General features: G+C 37.3%; 26 protein-coding genes. 3 read left to right on the top strand and 23 right to left on the bottom strand.

The window, feature by feature from the left end; all coding sequences use genetic code 11:
• Nucleotides 1-45 precede the first annotated feature (45 nt).
• Together C8270_RS01630 and C8270_RS01635 are read right to left on the bottom strand one after the other, a co-directional pair.
• Nucleotides 46-369 (bottom strand): YolD-like family protein, encoded by a 324-nt coding sequence (locus C8270_RS01630; protein ID WP_158701562.1) that lies wholly within the window; start codon nucleotides 367-369, stop codon nucleotides 46-48.
• 2 nt (nucleotides 370-371) lie between these two features.
• The gene (locus C8270_RS01635) at nucleotides 372-566 is read right to left on the bottom strand and encodes a hypothetical protein (protein WP_106494847.1); all 195 of its coding nucleotides are present in this window, start codon (nucleotides 564-566) and stop codon (nucleotides 372-374) included.
• Nucleotides 567-716: 150 nt separating this feature from the next.
• Here C8270_RS01635 and C8270_RS01640 point away from each other — a divergent pair, with 150 nt between their 5' ends.
• The 3 genes from C8270_RS01640 to C8270_RS01650 all read left to right on the top strand — a co-directional run bounded on the left by C8270_RS01640 (nucleotide 717) and on the right by C8270_RS01650 (nucleotide 2,832).
• Entirely contained in the window at nucleotides 717-914 is a 198-nt protein-coding gene (locus C8270_RS01640) for a hypothetical protein (RefSeq protein WP_106494849.1), read from the top strand.
• A 63-nt stretch (nucleotides 915-977) separates the two neighbouring features.
• Nucleotides 978-1,652: a hypothetical protein gene (locus tag C8270_RS01645; RefSeq protein WP_106494850.1), complete on the top strand. Its 675-nt coding sequence runs from the start codon at nucleotides 978-980 to the stop codon at nucleotides 1,650-1,652.
• Entirely contained in the window at nucleotides 1,645-2,832 is a 1,188-nt protein-coding gene (locus C8270_RS01650) for an XRE family transcriptional regulator (protein WP_106494851.1), read from the top strand. The genes C8270_RS01645 and C8270_RS01650 overlap by 8 nt, the downstream gene beginning before the upstream one ends.
• A gap of 195 nt (nucleotides 2,833-3,027) precedes the next feature.
• Here C8270_RS01650 and C8270_RS01655 read toward each other — a convergent pair whose 3' ends face one another.
• The 21 genes from C8270_RS01655 to C8270_RS01750 all read right to left on the bottom strand — a co-directional run bounded on the left by C8270_RS01655 (nucleotide 3,028) and on the right by C8270_RS01750 (nucleotide 16,342).
• The gene (locus tag C8270_RS01655; protein ID WP_106494853.1) at nucleotides 3,028-3,471 is read right to left on the bottom strand and encodes a hypothetical protein; all 444 of its coding nucleotides are present in this window, start codon (nucleotides 3,469-3,471) and stop codon (nucleotides 3,028-3,030) included.
• A gap of 19 nt (nucleotides 3,472-3,490) precedes the next feature.
• The gene (locus tag C8270_RS01660) at nucleotides 3,491-4,393 is read right to left on the bottom strand and encodes a DUF6731 family protein (protein ID WP_106494854.1); all 903 of its coding nucleotides are present in this window, start codon (nucleotides 4,391-4,393) and stop codon (nucleotides 3,491-3,493) included.
• A 172-nt stretch (nucleotides 4,394-4,565) separates the two neighbouring features.
• Nucleotides 4,566-5,432: an N-acetylmuramoyl-L-alanine amidase gene (locus C8270_RS01665; RefSeq protein WP_106494856.1), complete on the bottom strand. Its 867-nt coding sequence runs from the start codon at nucleotides 5,430-5,432 to the stop codon at nucleotides 4,566-4,568.
• A 15-nt stretch (nucleotides 5,433-5,447) separates the two neighbouring features.
• The gene (locus C8270_RS01670) at nucleotides 5,448-5,690 is read right to left on the bottom strand and encodes a phage holin (protein WP_325034716.1); all 243 of its coding nucleotides are present in this window, start codon (nucleotides 5,688-5,690) and stop codon (nucleotides 5,448-5,450) included.
• A gap of 31 nt (nucleotides 5,691-5,721) precedes the next feature.
• Nucleotides 5,722-5,940 (bottom strand): BhlA/UviB family holin-like peptide, encoded by a 219-nt coding sequence (locus tag C8270_RS01675; RefSeq protein WP_106494859.1) that lies wholly within the window; start codon nucleotides 5,938-5,940, stop codon nucleotides 5,722-5,724.
• Between the two features lie 37 nt (nucleotides 5,941-5,977).
• A complete protein-coding gene (locus C8270_RS01680; protein ID WP_106494860.1) occupies nucleotides 5,978-6,301 on the bottom strand; it encodes a hypothetical protein in 324 nt (107 codons plus the stop codon).
• A 133-nt stretch (nucleotides 6,302-6,434) separates the two neighbouring features.
• Nucleotides 6,435-6,785, bottom strand: coding sequence for a hypothetical protein (locus C8270_RS01685; protein WP_106494862.1), 351 nt, complete (start codon nucleotides 6,783-6,785; stop codon nucleotides 6,435-6,437).
• 66 nt (nucleotides 6,786-6,851) lie between these two features.
• Nucleotides 6,852-6,986 (bottom strand): hypothetical protein, encoded by a 135-nt coding sequence (locus C8270_RS20590; RefSeq protein WP_267894825.1) that lies wholly within the window; start codon nucleotides 6,984-6,986, stop codon nucleotides 6,852-6,854.
• 50 nt (nucleotides 6,987-7,036) lie between these two features.
• Nucleotides 7,037-7,372: a hypothetical protein gene (locus C8270_RS01690; protein WP_106494863.1), complete on the bottom strand. Its 336-nt coding sequence runs from the start codon at nucleotides 7,370-7,372 to the stop codon at nucleotides 7,037-7,039.
• A 16-nt stretch (nucleotides 7,373-7,388) separates the two neighbouring features.
• Nucleotides 7,389-7,985 carry a hypothetical protein gene (locus C8270_RS01695; RefSeq protein ID WP_106494865.1) on the bottom strand — a complete coding sequence of 199 codons (597 nt, stop codon included), beginning with the start codon at nucleotides 7,983-7,985 and terminating at the stop codon, nucleotides 7,389-7,391.
• A 144-nt stretch (nucleotides 7,986-8,129) separates the two neighbouring features.
• Nucleotides 8,130-8,678, bottom strand: coding sequence for a hypothetical protein (locus C8270_RS01700; protein ID WP_106494867.1), 549 nt, complete (start codon nucleotides 8,676-8,678; stop codon nucleotides 8,130-8,132).
• A complete protein-coding gene (locus C8270_RS20365; protein ID WP_234028460.1) occupies nucleotides 8,678-9,739 on the bottom strand; it encodes a phage tail-collar fiber domain-containing protein in 1,062 nt (353 codons plus the stop codon). Before C8270_RS20365 ends, C8270_RS01700 begins: the two co-directional genes overlap by 1 nt.
• A 10-nt stretch (nucleotides 9,740-9,749) precedes the next feature.
• On the bottom strand, nucleotides 9,750-10,310 hold the full coding sequence (locus tag C8270_RS01710) for a phage tail protein I (protein WP_106494868.1): 561 nt from the start codon (nucleotides 10,308-10,310) through the stop codon (nucleotides 9,750-9,752).
• A complete protein-coding gene (locus C8270_RS01715; RefSeq protein ID WP_106494869.1) occupies nucleotides 10,303-11,445 on the bottom strand; it encodes a baseplate assembly protein in 1,143 nt (380 codons plus the stop codon). Before C8270_RS01715 ends, C8270_RS01710 begins: the two co-directional genes overlap by 8 nt.
• Entirely contained in the window at nucleotides 11,426-11,746 is a 321-nt protein-coding gene (locus C8270_RS01720) for a hypothetical protein (RefSeq protein WP_106494870.1), read from the bottom strand. The genes C8270_RS01715 and C8270_RS01720 overlap by 20 nt, the downstream gene beginning before the upstream one ends.
• On the bottom strand, nucleotides 11,743-12,150 hold the full coding sequence (locus C8270_RS01725; protein WP_106494872.1) for a phage tail protein: 408 nt from the start codon (nucleotides 12,148-12,150) through the stop codon (nucleotides 11,743-11,745). Before C8270_RS01725 ends, C8270_RS01720 begins: the two co-directional genes overlap by 4 nt.
• A 9-nt stretch (nucleotides 12,151-12,159) precedes the next feature.
• The gene (locus C8270_RS01730; RefSeq protein ID WP_106494874.1) at nucleotides 12,160-12,585 is read right to left on the bottom strand and encodes a phage baseplate assembly protein V; all 426 of its coding nucleotides are present in this window, start codon (nucleotides 12,583-12,585) and stop codon (nucleotides 12,160-12,162) included.
• Complete coding sequence (locus tag C8270_RS01735) at nucleotides 12,585-13,604, bottom strand: phage late control D family protein (protein WP_106494875.1); 1,020 nt, start codon at nucleotides 13,602-13,604, stop codon at nucleotides 12,585-12,587. Before C8270_RS01735 ends, C8270_RS01730 begins: the two co-directional genes overlap by 1 nt.
• Entirely contained in the window at nucleotides 13,604-13,810 is a 207-nt protein-coding gene (locus C8270_RS01740) for a tail protein X (protein WP_234028614.1), read from the bottom strand. Before C8270_RS01740 ends, C8270_RS01735 begins: the two co-directional genes overlap by 1 nt.
• Nucleotides 13,811-13,821: 11 nt before the next feature.
• Complete coding sequence (locus C8270_RS01745; protein WP_106494878.1) at nucleotides 13,822-15,879, bottom strand: phage tail tape measure protein; 2,058 nt, start codon at nucleotides 15,877-15,879, stop codon at nucleotides 13,822-13,824.
• Between the two features lie 175 nt (nucleotides 15,880-16,054).
• Nucleotides 16,055-16,342, bottom strand: a complete 288-nt coding sequence (locus C8270_RS01750) for a phage tail assembly protein (protein ID WP_158701563.1) — start codon at nucleotides 16,340-16,342, stop codon at nucleotides 16,055-16,057.
• Between the last annotated feature and the right edge of the window lie 7 nt (nucleotides 16,343-16,349).

Genomic DNA, 16,349 nt, shown 5'->3' on the forward strand with positions numbered 1-16,349 from the left:
GAAAATAAATTCAATATAATTTACCCCTCCACATAGTAGAGGGGCTTAATCCACATAAACATCCAACACATCATCAAATGCTACTTCCTTACCTTCACGTAACCTAATTTTACGCGTATCGATCATCTGCAGCTTATCTTTCACAGTCAGATAATCCCCATCCGAAAAATACTTAATTTCTACAGTCAGATCATTATGTAATGCACACTGAATTTTATATCCAATCTCTAATTTTTGTTGATCGTCTAAGATCGGCTTTGTTTTCTTCATCATTTCTTTTTGATGCTGTCGAATTCGTGCTTTATGCTCCGGTAGCATCATCCGACTCGATTCCCACATCATGTTACTGCCTGGTGTAAGTTTGTTCATCATTAAGCCCCCATTCTTCTAATTGGTTGTGTGGATAATATATTTTCAACTTTAAATGTCCTCACTTGTTTCTTTGTATAGCAATAGGCAAGTACTGTATCTTCATTTGATCGCAGCACCTTAATTGTGCGCTGTGTGATCTTATTGTTGTGATCAATGTAAATCATTTCTAGTCTTTCTCCAGGTTTTATTGACATATGAAAACCTCCATTTAGAAACGTTTGTTCTTATTATATCACAAAACGCGAACACATATACGGTTAAATTATGGAAAATAAATTTTATTTCGGAAAGATGACACTTTCTGTGGTGCGCAATTCGATTATAGTTATGAGGGGGTTATTATCATGGAAAAGATTATAGATGGTCACTTGATTGGATTCGAATCATTGCAGGAACTGGAGGAATATGAGGATCATATTTGGTTTGGTGGCGCAATGTCTGAGGTGCGATACAATGCATATAAAGATACACCTAGTAAAAAGGAATGTGATCGGATTTGTGAGGATTTGTCTGGGGAAGTGGAAATTATTCTTAAACAATAATAGGTTGCAGAAATTAAATAATATTGTATAATAGTTGCAAAGACATGAAAAGGTGGTTTTTAGATGGAAATAATAATACAAGATGCGCATTCTGGAAAAAAGATGATTAAAAATTTGTTTAAGCAACAAACTCGTGTTCACTTTAATATGGCAGTGAATAAAGGATATGAAATGGCTATACATGCGAAAGAAAACACAAACTTCCTTAATTACTCAAAATCAAGGGGGAAAGATTTACTTTCTTATTTAAAGAATTTTGCTGTAGAGTATTCCATTATAAAATACATAGAAAGTGGTTTACTTCCTTACGATTATGAAATAAAATACAACAAGAATCATTCAGCGCGTTATTTTGTATTATTTGACCAGGAAAGAAAGCTTGAACTTTGTGTTAATCAAGTTAATAGCAAAAACAATATTGGGAGAAAGGCTTTTTACAGAAATAAGCGTATCCAATCTTTTAATTCCTACATAAAATTTGATGACATACAGGAACCTGAAATCATTACCGAACAACCAACTTATTTTGAGCTTAATCACGGGTATCAAACAATGAAACCCCAATTTGTAGTTATTGGAATACCTGGTACAGACGGAAAATGGATTGACAAAGTGGAGATATCAAAAGAATTAACACTAGTTCAAGACACTAATACTATACAGACCAAAACGGAAGAAATTGATTTCGACTTTAACAAGCTACAAGAATACATCGAAAAGAGTGAGGAAAATGTATAAGCAGGATAGTGAAAACAATAACGCTATCTATTTTGGTAATTTCCGATTTAATGGTGAAAAATTAAAATTAGCACGAGAACTACACTGTATGACATTAACTGACCTGTCCAAAAAAATCGGCGTAACTCACCAAATGATTTCAAATTACGAAAATGGTAATAAGACTCCTTCCGAGGAAAGATTAAAAAAAATAGTTGACGTATTTGATTTTCCGAGAAGTTTCTTCTTTTCAAAAACTTTTACTGAAGGAGAAAGAAATAGTCCTAATTTCTTTCGAAAAGGAGCCGCAGTACCGAAAAAATACCAAATACAAGTAGAAGGTTATACAAAAATCTACTCAGGTTTAAGAAAATACTTAGAATCAAAAGTTAATTTACCTCAATTCTCTATGCCAACCTTTAGTCTTGTTCAGGAGGAATTTAGACAAATTGACTTTAGTGAAATAGAGTTATTAGCCGATAGCATGAGGAAATCGTGTGGATTGGGTAACGGGCCAATCGGTAACATGACACTATTATGCGAAAAACTTGGCATTGGTGTTTTTTTTGCAGATTTAGATAACGCCAAAATAGACGCCCACACGGTAATAGTAGACGACAAACCATATATTTTATTGAACAAAGCAAAAAAGTCAAGTGTCCGTCTGCGCTTTAATATAGCTCATGAATTAGGCCATATACTAATGCATTCCTTATATGATGAAAACTCAACTTCCTCTACTAGTAATCATAAAAGAATTGAAGTAGAAGCAAATTATTTTGCTGGCTGTTTTTTAATACCTGAAGATGGTCTAGCGTTAGATATGGCTGCATCTAATTTAAATTATTTAATTTCGCTCAAACAACATTGGAAAGTTTCATTACAAGCAATAATTTATAGAGCCGAACAAATTAATTTGTTTTCAAACAGCCATACATTGCATTTAAGACAACAGATTAGCAGAAATAAATGGAGGTTGAATGAGCCTTTAGACGATGAAATACCTATCGAAAAACCAAAAATAATTTCCTTAAGCATAGAATATCTAAGGAAAAACAATCCCCATTTTATTGAAGATTTATTTTGTGACATAAGCCTGCCCTCTAACATGATTGATGATATTTGTTCAGATATAACAAAACAACGAACAGATCCAAAACCCAACTACAATAATGTTGTTAGGCTTAAGCCCCACACTTAGGGGCTTTTTTACAAGGTTTCAATGCCCACTTAATAAATGGTGGAGTTTTGGTGCGTTTGTAAGAATAAATAACCATGTGGATTGGATCATACAAATTAGAAAAGAATGACGTCCTCCCCAATGAGCAGATAAAGTATTTTGGTGAAAATGTAAGAGACATCTCTTGCTTGAGATGTCTCTTACCCACCCGTTCATTTATTTGTCAGAGGAAGTTGATTTCAAATAGTACAGAAAAACACCCACAACATAAGAAACCAATGATACAGAATTTACAAAGAAGAACATCCAAACATATAGAAACAATGTTGTGTATGTGTTAACCTTATTTATATTAAAGAAGAAACCAGTTAATGAAATTAAACAAAGTATAAATAATATTGCTATTGCCACAAGCAGTGCATTTAGAAGCTTTTCATAACCACCAATGCTTTTTAAGTCCGCTAAAAAATCATTGGACTGAAGTGTTGGCATTAGCGTTATAGCTGCCGCTAAAAATCCTACTGCAATTGCCCCCATCGATATTGTCGCTGAAAGTAGTTCCTTGAAGAATGGGATCGATGATACTTTTAAATTAAAAATAAATAAAACGAAACAAACTATCAGTCCAATAACCGAGGTTACAAGGATAATTCTCTTCACGAAATCATCTCCTGTTTAATTAAACTCTGTCTTTTTTGGTGAAATCACTTATTGCCTTATACTTCTTCCTAAATGCTCTTTCAATATTCGACATAATATTTATATAATTAACCTTTTTACCTCTCCCGGCTTTCACAGTTTCTGCATGCACAATCCTTTGGTTTACTAAGTCTAGGGTTTCCTCAACATCTCCATGAAAACCATTAACTTTCATAACCCCTACGTCACTTTTAGAATGTATTATTGATTTTACCTTCTTGATAGCAGATGATCTTTCAAGGTATTCTCCTTTATCTGCTCCTAGAACTACCTTAAGCTTATTTGCCTTTAATTTGTTAGCCAATCTAATATCCCCGCCAGTAGTTCTATCTTTGTTTTTATGGTCGCTCAAATCTGTAGGTTTCGCAACTGAGTATTCTATAGATTTAATAAGGGGGATTTTATCCAGCTTATCAAGTATTTTAGGATCAATCATGATTTCCAGATCAATTTTTTCACTATGGCATATTGCTATGATAAAATTCAACATAGCATTTAAACTTACACCACCCCTATTTCTTTGAACAATAATCACCCCAGTTTGCGGATCATAAAGAAATACAGTATCATTTAACGGCCCCTCATCAGGATCGGCAGCGTATGTTTTTCTGGAGCTTTCCCCTCTCTTACCTACATATGACTCTTCATCGGTGTTTATTCTTTCAATTGCAGCTACCCAAACGTAATTATTTTCCATTGTGGCGAAACTTTCATTTCTTTTTATTTTATTGAGGGCCCCAATTCTCAATACAGTTTTTGCAAGTTCTACCTCAGTTTTATTCGCTTTTGCATATTCTCCAGTTAACTTGTTATTGAATATATCTGTGTTTCCTTCCAAATATTTCACTAAAAAAAAGTCGTATTTTATTTTTTTACTTGCCATTGATATTTCCCCCTCTTTGTTTTATCAACTTATATATTTCAACAAAAAGGGACTTTTTTCCTGCTTATCTTACAAATCACTAACATTCTGTATACTTTTTCTCAAACCGTAAAAACTAAATACGGCTATGAGTTTACCTTTGTATTAGCCCCTCAATTGGAGGGGCCTTTTTTTATTTTACACGTAATTTCTGCCCAACATAAATTGTAAAATCATTGTCAAGATCATTCCAAGATTTAATTTTGGTTAAGCTAGTGTCGAATTTAACAGCTAACTCCGAAACTGTATCCCCGGACACGACCTTATGATATTTCTTTGATGATCCTTCAAACTTAATCTTCTGCCCAGGATGAATCATACCAGGGTCATCAATATTATTAATATCAACAAGTTTAGCAACAGTTGTGCCATGATCTGCTGCAATCTCGGATAGAGTGTCGCCGGACTTAACTGTATAAACCCCACTAGGAGATTTTGTTTCATTCTTTTTCTTTCGTACAAGCTCAGCAAACTTAGCAATCCCATGCGCGTGATTAATTGCAGCATCTTTGATTTGTTTTGCTTGCTTCAGAAAATCCGCATCTTTTTTTGTGTCGATGAACAGATTTTCCGTTAGTAATGCCGGCATGTGTGATTCTCTGCAAACATGAAGGTTTGCTGTTTTTTGCCCTCGATCACGAAAATCAAAGTACGTGTCGCGCATTAACTCAGCATGTACCTTGTCTTGGAACTCTTTTGTCTTACCGCCTACTCCCGGATAAACGTATGATTCAAAGCCGGTACCTCCGCCAGCATTTACGTGTACAGATAGGAAAGTATCAGCACCCCAAGCGTTCGCTTCATTTGTTCTTTCTAATAGCGACGGATATGTGTCGCCTGTACGGCTCATCTTTACGTCAATGCCTTTGTAATTACTTAAAAGATAATCCCTGATTTGTAGGCTCATGTCTAAAACAACGTCTTTTTCTTTAATTCCGTATCCACTTGCACCTGGATCGCTTCCACCATGTCCTGGGTCTAAATATAATTTGAAAGTCATATTATCAATCTCCTTTTATTTTGTAAGATTATTTCGTTCTAAAACTTCCTTCTGCTTTTTACCGGTAGCTGTAATGTAGTTATTACGAAACCACGTCCAAACACTGACAGCAGCAGTGATAATCATTGTTAAAACTTCACCCCAGGTTTCTTGTGATCCTGGAATTGGGTTAAGTCCGGCCGTAACAAGAAACTGATTAATGAGCGCTACAATAAGCACCACAGTTCGAATTAATGTGCCTTTGTCCAAATCAAACACCCCCTTTCAAAGAAAAATAAAAAAAGAACATCTACCTAGGCGGTAAACGTTCTTCAATGTCATCTAATTTCGTTATGACAATATCGTATTTGCTGCTGAAACCTTGCAAGATTTCGTTTTGATCATCAATCGTTTTGTAAAGCTGTTTTTCTCGCTCGTTTGCTTCTTTTCTACTTGACCAAAAAAGCCAAATAAAAAGAACCGCAAACGGTCCTTGTGTAATAAAATATTGAGTTATCGTCGCATCCATTGACTGCCTCCTAATAGCACAAAGAAAAAGCACCTTTTTATAGATGCTTAATCCCTTCATTTTTCAAATTCTCAAATGGAGTTGCTATATTTCCGTTAATGACATCATTAGAAGTTAGAGTAATCTTAGTTCCATACGGAAATGAAATTGCATCTAAAAAAAGTTCATTTCCTTTTTCCCATAACCACTGATAAACATTTTCTTCCGTTACTCCACTGTTCGAATTTAAAGTTGCTACATGTGTTATGTTAAGTTCTAATGCAAGTTGACCTTCAACCATAAAAACCATTGTGTATGCAGCTATATTAATTGGAAGTTGAATATAACCTTCAATTAGACCTTCAGTTTTGTAATGTCTCATTTTTCCCCTCCCTTCCACCTACTTATTTCGACAAAGGGAGGATAAATCCTTTTTTAAATAAAAAACACACATCAATCGGGTGCTTTTACTTGTTGCGCATCATCCTGATGTGCAAGAAAAACGCAATGATATATCATTCATAAAATTCGCCATTCCATTGCTCTTTTTTTATTGGTTTGATGTTATCCAAATAATAATAAACCCCAGCATTATCAATAGTGGCATTGGTCGGATCTAGTGATTTCATAATCTCATAATCATGATCCATTGACATGTCACGATATAAGTTTTTGTCCAAGGTGTTTATATCTACTGTATATCTGAATAACGAAGGCTTGCCGTCGAAAAACATGATATTTGCATTAGCTTTAAGAAAAATTACTGGTTTATTTACAATTGATGAGTCTTCCGAACTGTGTCTCCTGGGACCCAACTTCGGTTCTAAAACATTAATATTCTCGTTGGAAAAGTGATAAAAAATCATAAACCCCCACTCCTTTTCTATTAATCTTAGCATAAGGAAGGAAGTGGGGTTGACTATCCGATGAAATTACTCACCATCAATCAAAAATCCAAGCCCGCTGTCATCAAGAATTCCCTTAACCCCAGGTTGCAAAACGGTAGGAATTTCAGCGAATTTCGTTTTATTCAAAATAACACGTTGTGCGAAAAACATTTCAATCATGATCTCACCCCCTTCCAATTTGATTAGAAGCCATAATAAAAAGCGGATAATCATTGATAGACCTGCATAGCCATTTCAGCTATGACATTCTCAATAAAATCCGCTCTTTCTGATGTTGCTTTGTTTTGTGCTTTTAGTAGTTCGTTGTCTTTTTTTAGCTGCTCATTTTCTTCCAGCAATCGTTTTGCATTCGGATTATTCCTAATTGCTGAATATGACACTAATCGCTTGTCCTTGTCAACTTCATTAATCCATATAGTCCACTCAAATTCATCGCCAACATTATAGCTATCTGATATTGCATAATCATAATCACTTGTAACTGTTGGCACTGTTTCATGTATTTCTACTACTCGCTTCGTTTCTTTGTGGTATTCTAAATACATGAATTTCCCTCCTTTATTACACTACTTCAATAGAATATATTTTTAATGATGACAAACCGTCACCTGATGGCACATGTGTCCTAATGTAAAAATCCCCAGTTAAGTCACCTACGTCCAAAATTGTTTCAACTATCGTATCTCTTACTGTTGTCGAAACAATTGCGTCATTTTCCGTATATCCTGCTTGTTTGATTGTGGACACGACTAGGTAAGCAGTCGGATTTGGATTTTGTCTTATTACCGAAAGAATCCATCGAATTTTAATTTGTTTATGTTCAGTTAAATTTATAGGATTAGCTGTTACCCATGATGGGAAGCTAGTACGCACATAAAAAGGAGAAGCACTGGTTACCCTATACGATTCGGAATATAAATAGTCATCCCTTCTTTCTATCGGATACCACCCTGCCTCTCCATTCCCTGTATCAAAACTTTCGAGTTTTATAAATTCCAATCCATTCTCATAAATTTTAATTAAATACTTAATAAATTCAATCCACTGTCCATTCTTATATACATACCCCACACGCTTTTTCTGCCATTGACCATCTTTGTATACGTGAATAGCTTTCGGCTTAACTAATTCCCGTCCAACTCTAATTCGGGCTGTCATGTGGCAACAACCCCTATCCCTAAGTCACTACGTTGGCACAGTTTTTGCACATACATACATACATACATACATACATACATACATACATACATACATACATACATGTATCAATTATCGGCATGCCTTCATTCCTCCTGTCAAGTGTTATTCGAGCCATATGTTATAAATATTTGCAATTGATTCATCATAAGCAGAAAGATCGAAAAAAATATCATATAATCCTATGAGATCCTTTATACTTGTTTTAACAATAATCCTAGAAGAGCTCTGACTAAATGAATATCTCAAATTACTCGGATTGGTTTTCAATACAAAAGTTGCCGATGGATAAAATGGTTCACTTTGCTCTAATGTCGCAGTGTAATCAATGCATATATTAGAGTATTTGGTAATGTCTACTTGGTTAAACCTCATTCCAGCAATTCCTCTCAGATACCCCATTGTACTATAAGTTCCCCTTGTTCTTAATTCCAAATAGCCGTTATATTCCGTAAACCAATTGTAACCATTTACTCTTTGCTCATAGGGTATAATCGCAATCCCATCTTTAAATAAATAATCTCTGTAATTTATAAATGGTATCCATTCCCCTTGATAATAGACATAACCAATCTTCTCATTTTGCCAAGCACCATCACGAAAAATATTAACAGAATTGAGTTTTGATTGATTTTTGGTATAAATCTGCGCCATTATTCCACCTCAATCCAAATGTCGCCTTCTTGGGGATTTTCTGGTGCGGTTGACTGAATGTAAATTGGTCGCCTTTGCTCAACTGTTAGAGCATCTTGTTTGCCATTCCATTTCCTTCGTTCTGCTGCAGTAATGTGCCGCACACCATCTTCCTGATGTTCATAAAATTCTGTCCTTGATGCCTGCTGCACATTGCCAACGTTACTAAGTCCGACTTGCGCCTTAGTAACGTTATGCGGATTAGTTGTGTCACCTTTATGGTTGTTTAAACTTTCTTGTACAGCATTCGCTTTAGCTTGTGCGCCGGAAGGGGTTTCTGCGCCGACATCAGCTGCCGACAAGGTGACATCACCAGTTTTGTTATTCACACTATCAACAGGATAATCGATTTCGGAAATCTTAGTATCTGTGTAATTATTCGCGCCTTGTTTCGCTGCATCTGCTTTTTCTTGAGCGCCAGTTGTTGTTTCGAGATTATCGGGCAAATTCCCTAGTTGGCTTTCAGGAACATTTCCCTTTTCATCGAGTGAGGCATATCCATTGGATTGCCCCTTTTTATTTTCATGGTTGCTTAACCTTAATTCGATCCTTTCTATGTCTGATTGGGTGGCATACACCAACGATGAATCAATTACTGCAGTAACATTTTGCGTGTTACCTACAGAAGTATGGATGTCAATACTCTTTTCTATGATGTCAGTTCCTCCGCCGGGAGAAATGTATTCTGCTAACTCCCCCGCATTTCCGTAACAATAGAGAATCTCCCCTAAGTCCGGATCAGCAGCATATACTCCGACTTCCCTAAAATAAAACCCCTGCGTCAAATCCTGGTTAGATAGCACAGTCCCAACTACGGATTTACCGCCTTCCAAGGCTTTTAACTTAACTATACTTAATGATTTAATTTCATTTACAAGATAATTTAAGCTAAGTATTGATGTAGATCCTAAATTGCCATCACCAACACCTATTCGTGTGTATTCAAGTGTAACCCCTGCCTGAGCTTTACTTTGTAGGTTTTTACCTTTATTTGTAAGGACTATCCCTCCGAAAGTACTCATTCATTATCACCTACCTATATTCTTCTATGTTCCCTTGATGGACAAAGCCACCACAATAAAGATCCATTCTTTCAACCTGCAGTAATACAACCTTATCCAATGTAGATCTTTTGTTTTTTACCGAATCTAAAGCTCTTACAAATATCTCCGCTCTATCAGTGGTAGCTGAAGGATCACTGGTTAAAACCCTGAAACGATAAGGAGTGTCGCCGTAGTCGAACCACTCGGACACTTCGCCTTCACTGAATAAAGTTTGAATAAGTGTTTCGACCGCCAAAGGAGTACCTTTGATTTGATGTAAAAAAACTGATTCATTTACGAGTTTTCTTTTCGTTCCGATATCCAATTCCATATCATAAAAATCAACATGAAAAAAATACGCCAAATGATCCAATATCGCTTCGCTTGCATTGTTTACATTTGGAAGTATCATGATGTTATTGATTTCATTCGTTAATTCTAAAAAGCCTAAATCGACCGCCTTTGATGCAGCTATAATGTCTGGATCACTACGTAAGTTTGCAGGCAAAATATCAAGCAGATTAACATCGCGGATAGTCTGATTACTCATCTTCTAATCCTCCATAATTTACCGTTTTCACATCAACTACAGCAACGCTATCACTTTCTATCGTTGTATAAGCAGGGGAAGTGATAGTAACCCTTTTTGCTCCTGCTAACCGGATTTTAGTAATCAATTCTGATGGATTTATATCTCTTCCGATTTTTGATCGTTGCCATGTTTCATAAGCTGTAACGGCTTGTTCAATATTTGCTTTGATTTTGCTTTCCTGCGCTACCTTTTCGCTCGATATATAGTAGGTAACATCAACATTGAATTTTGTTTGAATAGGCGCTGAAACTTGAACTTTATCAGTCAAAGGCCTTCTCTCTTTTGCGCTTAGGTATTCCGTAATTCCATCGATGAATGACTTTCTAGGTATCTCCCCGTCTTTTAAAAGCACCTTAATATCGATTACTCCATCGTCTGGACTCGTTATCTTTATATCACCTACAAGCGAACTGTACTTTCTTGCAAAATACTCATAAGCTCCCTCGGGTCCCGCGACCGAAAATCCTTCTGGTGCCAAGTGGATGCGTTCACGGTAGTTTTCTGTTGATTCCTCGTCAGCCCCGCCTTGACTTTCTTCAATGTTCTCCACTTTAGCAACCCAAGGTATAGGATCGACCAAAACATTAATCTGCCCTGGGGTAAACCCGTTTCCGATGGTTCCTTCATCCAAACATGTGACGTCTGTTGTTATTTCTTGTGCGCCTGCTGGAACAACAACATCATCATTTGTTGCAAAGTAAATTTCACTTCCCGGAGATACTCGGGTTCCTGCAGAAATCACTTCATTCGTTGGACGAGCTTTACTTAAAAAGAATTTTTGCTTGGTCGTTGCTGGTTTCGGATCAAACAAATATGTCCTGCTAAACGACCCTAAATGTTGTAACTTATCTTTTCTAGCATATTTTAAAAGGTTCTGCTTAGCCGCATCATCGATCAACACCCGCAATTGAAATTCCCTTAATGCTTGCGAGTATAAAAATATGCGAACCGGATCACCAGGATATAACCTTTTTTTCTGCCCAGTTGATTCAAAGTAGGCTTTTTCATAACGTGATATCATGTCATTTAATATTTTATTTATATCCTTTTCAGCAAAGCTTACTTCAGGTAAATCACTGAGATTCAGGGTCAACTTCAATCACCACCTTTGGTATTAAACGTCCATCAAGAGAATCCGCTGTAAATGTAACCTCTCGCACGGATACCCTAGGCTCAAATCTTTTTGTTTTCTGTCTATATTCCACCATTAGTCGTCCCTTAGCAATTGTCAAAGGTTCATCAAGGAGGTCTGTATTAATTCCGAATGATCGATCAAAAGGTACCGCTCCCTCCGCGGTAGTGTACAACATCCGTAAGTTTTGATAGATTTCATTGCCACCTTGTTCCCTAAAAGGATCGATACCTGAAATTTCTACAGATTGATAATTAATCATCTGCTACCAATCCTTTCGATATACTCTTCTAATTCGATATCTACTTTTCCGGAAAGTACTTCACCACGATTAAGGACGACCCCCCACATTTGTGACACAGAACTGATCCTCCACTTATCTACTCCCAAATAGCTATCTCCTATAACAAGTGGAGCGACTTCTCCTGCTCTTTCTTTCCTTAGCCAACGGTCCATTTCAATACGGGGCTTCACACCATTAAATCCATTTAGATTTACGCTAAATGAAATAGTATCTAGATCAGGGCCGATAAATTCTGACGATGGTTTAGCCCCTATCACATCGTGTTTACTCCAACGTGATCCCGCATCTCTTTGGAATCCTGTAAAAGTGACTATTCTTTTATCGCTTGTTTCAAATATGATATCTCCAAAAAAACCAATCATACGTATCACCTAATTTCCGATGTTACTTGCTGTGACTTTTCCGGTAGCAGTTATATTACCTTCCACCGTTAGATCACCAATTAACGTCAATGGTTTTTGCGCAGTTATCTGTAATTGTTGGGAGTTCTTGTCATATTGGATGTACGTTCCATCACTGAAGTGTTTCCGGAATATATTTTTATCTTGAACAGGAACTTTCGATATTTCTGAAAAAAATGGTCCCAAACAAAATCCTTGTTCTATGCCATTAGCAAGAAATATGCAAACTACTTGATCACCTACATCAGGCATATCATACTCAAAACTAAAAAGGGGCAAATCTCCGGAAACAAGATTGTCTTTATCCTCAAATAAAACTTGAACCGTTCCATTAGATTCATTCACGCTGTTCACCTGTCCGACGCGAATCATGTTGCGCAAAACGGTATCGCGCATTAATACCCCTCCAATACTTTCCTTATTTCAATATCAACGCTATATCCACCACCAACAGAATGAGTCGCTTTTTCAACGTAATATTTTCCGTCGAACACTCCAAACCCTCGCAAATCAACACATACACCACCGAGAAGCTCTATATTCCCAAAAACAGATAGTGACCCCGTTGTTTCTTTTTTATTTAACCTGCGTAGCGTGCGTTGCGCTAATCGTCTCGCCTCGTCACCACTATTTACTTTTTTGTTAATTTGATAGATTTTGCTTTTATCGTCAATGTCTGTGATCGTGTAAAGATATTTAATAGTTTTTCCTGAATTTACATCATAGTATTTAACATTAACTCCTGCATATTTTGTGTTAGTCAAAGAAGTTTTAAAAGAATACGACAGAACATCGTCATCCCATTCCTTATAAGTCCTTATTGCGTCTTTTTTCTCAAAATCACTTTCATCAAATATAACAATCTTTGAATCAGTGACTTTCATAGCCAGACCTTCCTCTTCACAAAGATCAGACAAAAATGATGAATCGGGTGTATCGGTTTGCTCTTTGACATCGTATCGAGGGTTGTTATTACCTATGAATTGCAGTTTTAATCCAGCTTGATCGGCTATATCGCTGGCTATCGCTTTTAATGTTGCGTTTCTCCACGATCGACTTTTATCAACACTGGCGAAGTTTCCATTTAGTGGAGAAGATATCGCGTTTAATGTAAAAGAACTAGGTCTTCCATCATACGACGGTTCATCAACAAAAAAACGACCGCATGGCAAACGTTGCTTATCGCCGTCTTCTCGCCAGTTGATCGTTTTTATTATCGGGGTAATCGAATCACCCTTTTCAGGAAACCAATCATTTAACCATACGCGTTCCTCATCCTTTAATGAAAGGCTTGCGCTGTCACTGTCACCACTTGCGTTATCAACATATTCAAAGCTTAATAAATCTTTGTTGATCTCGTCTGTTATTTCTACTCCTTGATATTCTGCGGCTACAGAAGCCCGTCTTGCTAACATTAGTTATCGCCTCTCTTCCAGGGAGGTAAATTAGGGGTAGGTGTTGTATCGATTTCAGGGACAACCAACTCTACACCAGCTCCAAAAATAATAACGTGAGCATATTCTAGGTTGGCTTCTATGATGTTAATTGCAAGTTTTTCGTCTCCATATTGTTCATAAGCTACCTTGTCGAAAGTATCGCCGGACACAGTTCTATACTTCATTTCCACCATTCCTAATCAAAAGATAGTCTGTTACGTTCGGATTCATAGCGCTTCATCCACCGTTTAAATTCGTTGTAACCTTGTTTTGTGATTTGCTCAATCTCTTTCTTACTAGCTCCATCAGGAATCTGGTATTGCGGACTATAAACAACTTGAATCGTTTGATCATTGTTATTTGTCGTTGAACCACCATCATCATTAAGTAGTCCTTCAAGTTTTGATAAAGGGAGAACCGCTTCTTGCTCTGAACCTTCCCCAATCATTGCTAAGGTGGCACCTGTGGTAATTCCACCTTCTGCGAGTGCGGGGATTTTGGGAATATTTACACCGAATGATTTACCCCCGATTTTAGGAACCCAATCTGGAATACTTATGTTAATACCGTTTAATTTGTCGATTGCGCTGTTAGCAAATCTTATAACCGTATTTACTCCGCCTTTAAAAACAGAAGTTACACCATCAAAAATTCCGCCAAACCATTCGCCTATTCCAGAAAATAAATTTTTAATCCCATTATAAGCACTAGTGAAAGCGTTACTTATTGATGTACCGACTGATTTTGCGGCGCCGGTTACAACTGAAAAGACTCCCGAAAACCATGAACCTATTCCGGAAAACACTCCAATCACCCAGTTATACGCTGTAGTAAATGCATTAATTATTGCTTTTCCTACCGCGGCAGTAACATTTTTTATCATTTGCCAATTCGAAGTTATAAGCGTGACTAACGCGCCAATCGGTCCTGTTATCACCGTTAATAAAGTTAAACCCCATTCTTTAAAAAATTCAACTATCCCATTAAAAACCGTGATCGCTAATTCCTTTATCCAATTCCAGGTATTAACTAAAAATTGGCTTACCTTGTCCCAATTTTTTATCAGCAATACACCTGCAGCAATAACAGCTACTATTCCGGCCACAACCCACGTCATAGGATTAGCGAGCATCGCCCCGTTAAGACCCAACATAGATAGACGAGCCGCGGCCGTGGCTACTCGAAAAGCTTTTATAAATCCTGTCACTGTTTGTACTACGGATAGAGCGAGCATGGCTGTTTTTACACTCGCTAAAGCAATCCCGATACCGATCAGCAATGGTTTAATCGTAGACCAATTATTTGAAATAAAATTATAGAAAGTTTTTGCTGTCCCGAGCATCCCTGAAATAGCGTCTTTCGCAAGTGGGATTCCGGTATTGCCTATCCAATCTATTGCAGGTTGAGCTTTTTCAAAAGCTTGTTTGATAAAGTCTCCAACTTTTGACATAGCTGAAGAAACCGTGGATTGAATTGCTGGCATATTGTCCATAATCTTATCAAGTAATTTTTGCAAAACCGGAAGTGCGTCCGCAGCAATCGAATTAAACAGACCTCCCAGGGCATTTTTGGCTTTATCCATTGTATCCGCCCAAAGGACACCAGCTTTTACACTATCTTCGCCTATTACCACGCCCATGTCTTGCGCTTCGCTCCGCAAATCTGATATTGCGTCACCACCCGCGACAATGGCGGGCATCAACTCTCTTGCTGTTCTGGTTCCAAATATTTCTTGCGCAAGCGCAGCTTGCTTTGTGCTGTCTTCCATTTGATGCAAGCTTTTTACAGTTTCCATGAATACAGCGTCCGCGTCTCTTGTTTTACCATTCGTGTCTTCCGTAGAAACCCCAATACTTTGAATAGCTTTGCGATATTTTTCATTCGTATCCGTTTTCGCTAAACGTTGATTTAACCTTCCTAGGCCTTTTTCAAAGTTTTCTTGGGAGACCCCGACTTGACCCATTGCATATTGCAATTCCTGAAATGCATCAGAAGATATACCCATTTTCATAGATGTTTTATCAATCGTATCTGCTGTTTCCGCAAATTTATTGGCCATACCAACCGCCGCTCCACCAACAGCTACTCCCGCTGCGGCTACTCCTGCTGCCATTTTCGCACCTGTTTTAACAATATTTTTCATTTTACTTCCAAAGTCACCTAACTGTTTTTGTGCGTTGGCGAAAGTTTTTTTCATGGAAGGATCCATTTTTGCCCCGAGTTCAAAAGCGATTTCGAAATTACTTTTACTCACTTTTTCTTAATCGCTCCCTTCACTTCTTCGGCCACTTCTCCAAGTTCAAATATGTCTAATTTCTCAAAGTGATCAATACCAGTGTAAGTGGATAAAGAAAGACGGACGCACGCTTTCCTTAGCGCGCGACCGCCTGTTGGTTTGAATATTTTCTGACCTTCATACTTGAGAAGGCCTATGCGTTTAAAAAACCCATCACCTTGTTTTTCACCTTTAATCCTTCACCTGCTGGCAGACTCTCGAAAAATTCAACCGGCTTTCCTGATGCTTTGGCGGCAACGATACAAGAATAACCGGTTGTCATTTCATTCATGAGGGCCATTTGACCACTTGTATTAAACTGTTTATCGGCATCAATTAAATCTTTTGTAGATAGATTTTCAATGCCGGAAAGATCTACTTCTTTATATTCATCGCCCTCAAATTTATATGGCTTTTTAAATGTAATCTTCAATTCACTCACTATTACC

It is taken from the genome of Lentibacillus sp. Marseille-P4043, from assembly GCF_900258515.1.
Classification (GTDB): domain Bacteria; phylum Bacillota; class Bacilli; order Bacillales; family Amphibacillaceae; genus Lentibacillus_C.